Annotated in this window: 2 protein-coding genes; one reads left to right on the plus strand and one right to left on the minus strand. The window is 29.5% G+C overall.

What is annotated here, in order from left to right; translation table 11 throughout:
* Positions 1-547: restriction endonuclease subunit S (locus AC07XN_RS24450; RefSeq protein ID WP_494744945.1), on the plus strand; the 547-nt coding region annotated here is incomplete at its 5' end.
* Positions 548-598: 51 nt separating this feature from the next.
* Here AC07XN_RS24450 and AC07XN_RS24455 read toward each other — a convergent pair.
* Positions 599-1,142 (minus strand): restriction endonuclease subunit S (locus tag AC07XN_RS24455; RefSeq protein ID WP_494744946.1); only part of this gene is annotated, 544 nt, incomplete at its 5' end.

Consider the following 1,142-nt stretch of genomic DNA (forward strand, 5'->3'; position numbering starts at 1 on the left):
ATGGGAAGAAAAGAAGTTGGGAGATATTGGAGAAGTGGTTACAGGAAAAACACCAAGTACTAAAGATTTAGATTTATGGGATGGGAATATACAATTTGTTACACCGACAGATATAAACGAAAGTAAATATCAATATTTAACTGAACGAACAATAAAAAAAACTGAAAAGTTGAAAATTTTACCGACAAAGAGCATAATGTTTACCTGTATAGCTTCAATTGGAAAGATGAGTTTATCATTGAAGCCTTGTGTAACAAATCAACAAATAAATTCTATTATTCCTAATTTGGCTTTTAATAATGAATTTGTATTCTATGCTATTGCAAACATTTCAGAATTCATAAAATCTACACAGAGTTCATCTACTATGCCAATTATTAACAAAACAGAGTTTTCAAAATTTATAATTTCAGTTCCTTCTTTAGAATTACAAACCAAAATTGCTAATTTTCTTTCCTCAATAGACGAAAAAATCCAAACCGAAAAACAAATCTTAGAACTGCTTGAAAAGCAAAAAAAATACCTGTTACAGCAAATGTTTATTTAAAAAAGGCTATCGGCAAGAAAATTTATTTTTTCTTGCCGATAATGGCAAACATTAAACAAAAAGATTTTGTAATAAAAACTTTTTCTGTTCTTCTAACTTTTTCAAAAGTTGGGTTTCAATATCAATCTTAGTATGAATTGATGCAAGGAAATTGGCGACTCTATTCTGTTCTTCTATATTTGGGACAAAAACTTTTAGTGATTTAACTATTTCAGCAGACAAATTTCCTTGACCTCCTTGCAAGTAGGTTTTTAAGATGCTTTCTTTTTGCAGTATCAAATAATTCATTAAAAAAATATTGTTTATACTTGTTCGCATACATAAAACTGCTTGATTGATTGCTCCATTAATTTTTGAAATGCCCACTTCTCCACTTGTTGCACCATATAATGCATAAATCAAATCTCCAATTTTTACCATTTTTGCGGAAGAGTTTTTTAAGCCTTCTTCTGAAAGGTATTGTTCTGTTCTGTCAGAATTAATTTCTCCAGATTTGATAAAAGGAATATCACCATTAAAGTAGTCTTTATTAGCAGTTAAAGGTGTGCCTCCAGAGAAAAAAACTCCTAAATCTCCTAACTTTTTCACTTCCCAA

This window comes from Arcicella sp. GW458-12-2-14-TSB2 (genome assembly GCF_059423785.1).